4 protein-coding genes and 1 pseudogene are annotated in these 6000 nt (G+C 68.0%); 2 read left to right on the top strand and 3 right to left on the bottom strand.

The genetic code is table 11. From position 1 onward, the window contains the following. Positions 1-223 precede the first annotated feature (223 nt). Positions 224-358, top strand: a pseudogene (locus tag ACG83_RS43580) (DDE-type integrase/transposase/recombinase); the annotation flags it as partial. Between the two features lie 256 nt (positions 359-614). Here the strand turns inward: ACG83_RS43580 and ACG83_RS48325 are convergent. Then, entirely contained in the window at positions 615-1253 is a 639-nt protein-coding gene (locus ACG83_RS48325) for a MurR/RpiR family transcriptional regulator (RefSeq protein WP_083473990.1), read from the bottom strand. Positions 1254-1361: 108 nt separating this feature from the next. Here ACG83_RS48325 and ACG83_RS40645 point away from each other — a divergent pair, with 108 nt between their 5' ends. Further along, positions 1362-3086, top strand: coding sequence for an IS1182 family transposase (locus tag ACG83_RS40645; RefSeq protein ID WP_226931200.1), 1725 nt, complete (start codon positions 1362-1364; stop codon positions 3084-3086). Here ACG83_RS40645 and ACG83_RS43590 read toward each other — a convergent pair. Further along, on the bottom strand, positions 3070-3363 hold the full coding sequence (locus ACG83_RS43590) for a MurR/RpiR family transcriptional regulator (RefSeq protein ID WP_091284043.1): 294 nt from the start codon (positions 3361-3363) through the stop codon (positions 3070-3072). The two genes, ACG83_RS40645 and ACG83_RS43590, sit on opposite strands and share 17 nt — an antisense overlap. Continuing rightward, positions 3360-5498 carry a PQQ-binding-like beta-propeller repeat protein gene (locus ACG83_RS40655; RefSeq protein WP_311984673.1) on the bottom strand — a complete coding sequence of 713 codons (2139 nt, stop codon included), beginning with the start codon at positions 5496-5498 and terminating at the stop codon, positions 3360-3362. Before ACG83_RS40655 ends, ACG83_RS43590 begins: the two co-directional genes overlap by 4 nt. Positions 5499-6000: the final 502 nt, after the last annotated feature.

The raw sequence follows: 6000 nt of genomic DNA on the forward strand, positions 1-6000 counted from the left end.
CTGCCGCCCCTGCCACGAGGCCATCCACGCCGGCCGGCGACCACGTAACCCACGACATAACCACTGGAAAGCCCGTTGCAGTTAACGCCGCCCGGCGGGTTCGGCGGGGCCGACGGAAAAGGACCCAACCAGGGCACGTCGCCGGCGGCCTACCCGACTCGGCGGGCGGGCCGAGGAAACGGATCAGCCGAAAGACTGGCACCGCGCCTCGGCCCGACCCAACACCTACGTGATGGTCTCCGGCCGGTGGACCTACGTGTACCGGGCTGTTGACCAGCATGGTCAGGTCATCGACGTCCTGGCCAGCGAACGGCGCGACCAGGCCGCCGCCCGGCACTTCTTCGCCGCCGCGTTCACCGAACTCGCCGCCGCCGTCTGACCGGCAGACGCCCCGGCCACTGGCATGCCCCGCCTTCGCCAAACGCAATAGCGCCGTGACCCGCAGCCTGGACCCCACCGGGGCCGGCCGCGCCCGGTGGATGGTCCGCTGGAAACCCGTGATCGACGCCTTTGCGATCACTTACCGTGACCGTTGGCTGTCCGTCGAGTCCTACTGATTAAATCTGCCGGAAACCGTTGGCGACACAGTCCCCACCTGAAGGTTAAGCGACAAGTTAGATGCGGTGTTCGGCGAGGACTTCGGCGGTGAGTTGCTGGGTGGTTTGCGCTCGTTCTGGGTTGGCGAGGCAGACGGCGACGTAGAGGGCGTCGAGAATGGTGGAGTGGATGATGCGGCTACTCATGGCTTCGATGCGAAATTTCGTTTCGCGGCTTCCGGCAACGAGGCAGGTTTCGACGATTTTGGCGAGTGGTGACCGGTAGAAGCTGGTGAGGGCGATGGTTTCGGCGCCGGCTTGTTTGGCGGCGGCGGCGCTGGCGAGGGTTTCTTGGGTCTGCCCGGTGTGGCTGATCGCAAGGCAGGCAGTTCCGGGGTGGAGCAGGCGTGCGGTGACGTGCTGGATGTGTGGGTCGAGGGGTGCTTCCGTGGTCAGCCCGACGGTGCGGAATCGGTACGCGGCGTCCTGCGCGAGGGGGGAGGAGGTGCCGACACCGAGTATGAGTAGCCGCTCGACGTGGGCGAGGGTTTGAACGGCCCGGGCGAAACTGTCGTGGTCGACCGTGCCGGACGCTTCGGTAATTGCTTGGGCGGTGCTGTTCAGGATCTTGTCCAGGACGGTTGCGGGCTCGTCGGCCGCGGCGACGTCTTCGTGCAGGCCGCGTTCGGCAGGGATGGATTCGGCGGCGAGACGGATTTTGAGGTCTGCGAAGACCCTGCTGGCTTATTCGGGTTGTGGGGGTGTCTCTCAACCCGTGCGCAACACCCGGGACGGCACGCTGGCCGTGGGTGTCGGGTCGGGATGATGCTGGTCGTGTCCCTGCAACCGAGACCCTGGCCCGAGGTCCCGCCACTGACCGCGCAGGTCGCGCGTGCCGCGTTCCCGAAGGGGAACCTGGCGATGCGTATCCGTGACGAGCTCGGCGTGGTCTACGAGGACGGCCGGTTCACCGGCGCGTTCGGGGTGCGGGGCCGGCCGGGGATCTCCCCGGCGCAGCTGATGATGGCCACGGTCCTGCAGTTCGCCGAGAACCTCACCGACCGGCAGGCCGCGGACGCGGTCCGGGACCGGATGTCGTGGAAGTACGCGCTCGGTCTCGATCTCGACGATCCCGGGTTCGACGCCAGCGTGTTCACGGAGTTCCGGACCCGGCTGGTCGCGGGGGATCTCGCGACCCACGCCCTCGACGCGCTTCTGGCGCGTCTGGTCGCGCAGGGGCTGCTCACCGCGGGCGGGCGGGCGCGTACCGATTCCACCCATGTGCTCGGCGCGATCCGGCAGCTGTGCCGGCTGGAACTGGCCGGGGAGACCGTGCGCGCCGCGCTCGAGGCGCTTGCCAGCGCCGCCCCGGCCTGGCTGGGCGGGGTGATCGACGACTCCTGGCAGCGGCGGTACGGGGCGCGGGTCGACACCTGGCGTCTTCCCGCGTCGGAGACGAAGCGTAAGGCCCTCATGGTCGAGTACGGCCGTGACGGCTACCACCTGCTCGCGGCCGTCCACGCCCGCGACGCGCCGGTCTGGCTGCGCCAGATCCCCGCCGTCGACGTTTTACGGCGGGTCTGGGTGCAGCAGTTCTACCGGTACACCACGGGCAGCGGGACGGAGGTGGTACGACGGCGGGAGAACACCTCCGAAGGCGGAGACGGTCTCCCGCCTGGCAGAGACCGCCTGATCTCGCCCTACGACCTCGACACCCGGCACAGCCTCAAACGTGACCAGAGCTGGGACGGGTACAAGGTCCATCTCACCGAGACCTGCACCCCACCCGACCCCGCACCAGCACCCGACACGACCGGGCGTGGGGACGTCCCGAACCTGATCATCGGGGTGCTGACCACCCCGGCGACCACCCCCGACGCGGCCGCCCTGGATGACATCCACACCGAACTCGACCGCAACGGGCTGGCCCCCGACGAGCACCTGCTCGACTCCGGCTACCCCAGCGCCAACCAGATCATCCACTCCGCCCGGGCTTATGGGATCCGCCTGGTCACCCCGATCCTGCTCGACCACTCCCACCAGGCGAAAGCCCGGGCGGGCTACGACAAGGCGAGTTTCTCCTTCGACTTCGACCGCCGCCGCGGCACCTGCCCGCAGGGCCGGACCAGCTCGACGTGGAACCCGTCCCGCCAGCGCGCCGCCGAGGTGATCGTGGTGACCTGGACGAAAGCGACCTGCGGTCCCTGCCCGGCCCGGGAACAGTGCACGAAAGGCAAACAGCGCCACATCACCCTCCGGGACCGTGAGCTCCACGAAGCCACCGTCACCGCACGGGCCGCACAGACGACCGACGAATGGAAACGCCGCTACGCAGCCCGGTCCGGGATCGAGGGCACCATCCGCCAGACCACCCACGTCACGGGTATCCGGACCGCCCGCTACCGCGGCCTGTCCAAGACCAGCCTGGAACACACCATCGCCGCGACCGCGATCAACATGATCCGGCTCGATGCCTACTGGACCGGCAAGCCCCTCGACCGCACCCGCACCACCCACCTCACCCGGCTCGACCTCACCCACGCAGCCTGAATAAACCAGCAGGGTCTGCGAAGCCTTTGAGGCTGATGTCCTGGCAGAATCGGACGATGGTGGCGACCGAGGTCTCGGTGCGTTCGGCGAGGTCGGTGACGGTCATGTGGATGATGTCGCGGGGTTCGGCGAGGATGGCCTGGCCGATCCGTTGACCACTGGGGGTCAAGGTGGGCATGCAGGCGCGGAGTTGTGCGGTGATGGTGCCACCATTGGCAACAACGTCTGCGATGTGTTGACTGGTGTTGGGTCGGCGGTTGTGGGTGGCGCTGGTCATGATGCCTGCCACGATGCCAGACCGGCGAGCGTGGGGCGGGTTACAGGGGCGTTGATGTCGAGCAGGTGAACGACCGCGTCAGTGCTGAGTACGACGAGGGTGTTCAATCCGAGTGAAACAGGCTGGGTGGTGACGGGCGACGCGATGTCGCCGACGAGGAGCGGACCGTCGGGGCAGCCCAGTTGCCAGATGCTGCCATCGAGCAGCACGATCATCGGTCCGAGGGGGGTATGGACGGGAGTGGTGGGCGCGCCTGTTCCGGTGGACCGGTAGGGACCATAGGCGGGGCGCAGCCCGTGCAGGTGCTGGCGGTCGAAGATGTCGCCGTGATCCGGGTCGAGCCGGTGAGCGATGCCGTCGCCGGTGACGAGCAGGATCGCCTCGTCGGTGACCAGGGGAGCGGCCGTGGAGAAGCGGCCGGTCACGGTGGTGCGCCACCGAATCTGGCCGGTGGACAGGTCCAGTCGCTCGAGGGTGGGTCCTGCGGTGCGGAGTAATAGCGCATCGGTCCCGTCAATGGCAACCAGCGAGGTGGAGGGCGGTGGTGTGCCGGGTGGGTCGGTCCAGGCGAGGGTGCCGTCGCGCAGGTTCAAAGCGGTCAGGCCCGGGGTGGGGCCGCCGAGGGGCAGCACGGCCAAGCGGTCGGTGGCCAGACCGGTTCCGTAGGTGAGCAGAGTGTCAACCTGGCCGAGCTGGTCGCGGTGCCAGACTGTATCCCCGGTGTCGATGTTCAGGCAGGTGATGCCGCCGACGTCACCGACGATCAGCCGGCCCGTCGCGGTGAGGATGGGGGTGGCTAGCAGCCGGCGTTGCTGCCAGTGTGGGAGGTGCCGGGTCCAGTGGGTTGCGCCGGTGGCTGGGTCGAGCGCGGTGAGGGTGCCGGCATGGCTGCACGCCAGGATCTGGTCATGGCTGGCGAGAACGCCGGTGACAGGTTCGTCCGCGACGCGCATCGTCCACAACACGTCGACTCGGCCGTCGCTACCGTCGCTACCGTCGGTGTTAGAGGTGTGTAGGCGGGTCAGGTGTCCTGCGCCGTGGGTGTCGGCGCTCGGTGCGATGACGGTGCCGGCGAGGGTTGCGAGGGTGCCAAGATGTTGATGGTCGCCGATCGAGTGGCTGGTGGTGCGGGGCGAGGTCGGGGCGTCGACGCGAGACGTGGTCGGTGACCGTGGCGGTTTCGGTAGCGCTGGGATCGTGTTGTGCCGTAGATCCGTAGTTCTCAGGCAGGATGTGAGGGTGATGAGGCGGAGTTGCGGTGGTGACCAGTCCAGTCCGCCGAAGCTGGCTGCGGGCGTGCTGAGCAGGTGACAGCCGCCGACATTGCGCTGTGCGTCGGCATGCCAATGTCCTGACAGCACGGCGAGGAGGCCGTCGGGTGCGGCATTGCAGCGGATCAATGCGAGTGTGTCGTGGTCGGGCTGGTTGTGGGCGAGCACGACGACCGGCAGTCCGGGGGCTCGGGTGGCGAGATCTGCGATCACGAAGCGTTGCTGGTCTGTGTCGTCGATGCCGCACCAGGCGCTGAACCAGTCCAGGGCGAGCAGGTGCACGCCGCCTAGGTCGGCTGACCACCAGCGTGGGCCCATGGCCTGCTCGTAGCGGGTAAGTGTTGCCGCGCCGAGAAACCCGCCACCGTGGGGGGTGTCGCCGGGGTGGGGTTGGTGTCGGTGGCCGTAGTGGTCGTGGTTGCCCGGCACGATCTCTACCGGCAGCGGCGCGGCGGCGAGGGAGTCGAGCACGCGCCGGAACTCTTCGGGTGTGCCGTGGTCGGTGAGGTCACCGGTGATCACGGCGAATGCCGCGCCGTGATCGGCTGCGGCCTCCAGCGCGTAGCGCAGGCCGCTGGTGGTGTCCGTCTGGTCGCCGTAGCGGGCGGCGAGCTCGACCGCCTGGGACGGGTCACCGTCGATCGCGCTGACATGCGTGTCCGTGATGTGCGCGAATCGCAGCTCCCCTGAGGGTGGGTGTGGATCGCCACCGGCGCGGCTCGGGTGAAGCTGAAACAGTAGCGGCTCCCCCGCCGCCGCGTGCTGCCACCAGCGGCCCGTCCAGCCGTTGGGGCGCCGGCCCAGACCGGGCGCCCCGGCACGGTGCGGAGGCTGAACGAGCCGTCGTCGCGAGTGAACGTCCAGGTCCGCCCGTCACTTACCGCGATCCCTGCGAGCGCGTTGCCGTGGATGGTGAGCACGGCGCCGGTGATCTGCATGCCTCAGTCTAGCCATCGACGAAAGATCGTTTACAATCCTTCGGGTCGCGATGTATGAAAATTCCTTACAGAAGAAAGGTAAAGTTCAGACAAAATTTCCCTTGACTCGTCAGTGTCACCGCCATGGCCCCACCCGGCCTCGCGCCGCCACCGTGGCCACAGGGGGACGGCCTCGACGCGGCTGTCCGGGTGGCCGGTGCTGTCGGGAACCGCCCGTACCGCTTAGTACTGAGTCGAAAATGACTCAGGGTGAGGCTGTCAGGGTGACCTGGTGGCCGAGCTGTTGGAGCTGGTGGACGAGCTGAGTCGAAAATGACTCAGGGTGAGGCTGTCAGGGTGACCTGGTGGCCGAGCTGTTGGAGCTGGTGGACGAGCTTGCGGGTTTGACGTTCGGGGTCCTGGCGGCGTTGGTAGTAGTCGGGGCCGAG

This window comes from Frankia sp. R43 (assembly GCF_001306465.1).
Classification (GTDB): Bacteria; Actinomycetota; Actinomycetes; order Frankiales; family Frankiaceae; genus Parafrankia; species Parafrankia irregularis.

Bases quoted from the DNA above. Each gene is read 5' to 3' on its own strand.
- ACG83_RS40645 (WP_226931200.1), top strand. From the start codon at position 1,362: ATGCTGGTCGTGTCCCTGCAACCGAGACCCTGGCCCGAGGTCCCGCCA.
- ACG83_RS43590 (WP_091284043.1), bottom strand. From the start codon at position 3,363: ATGACCAGCGCCACCCACAACCGCCGACCCAACACCAGTCAACACATC.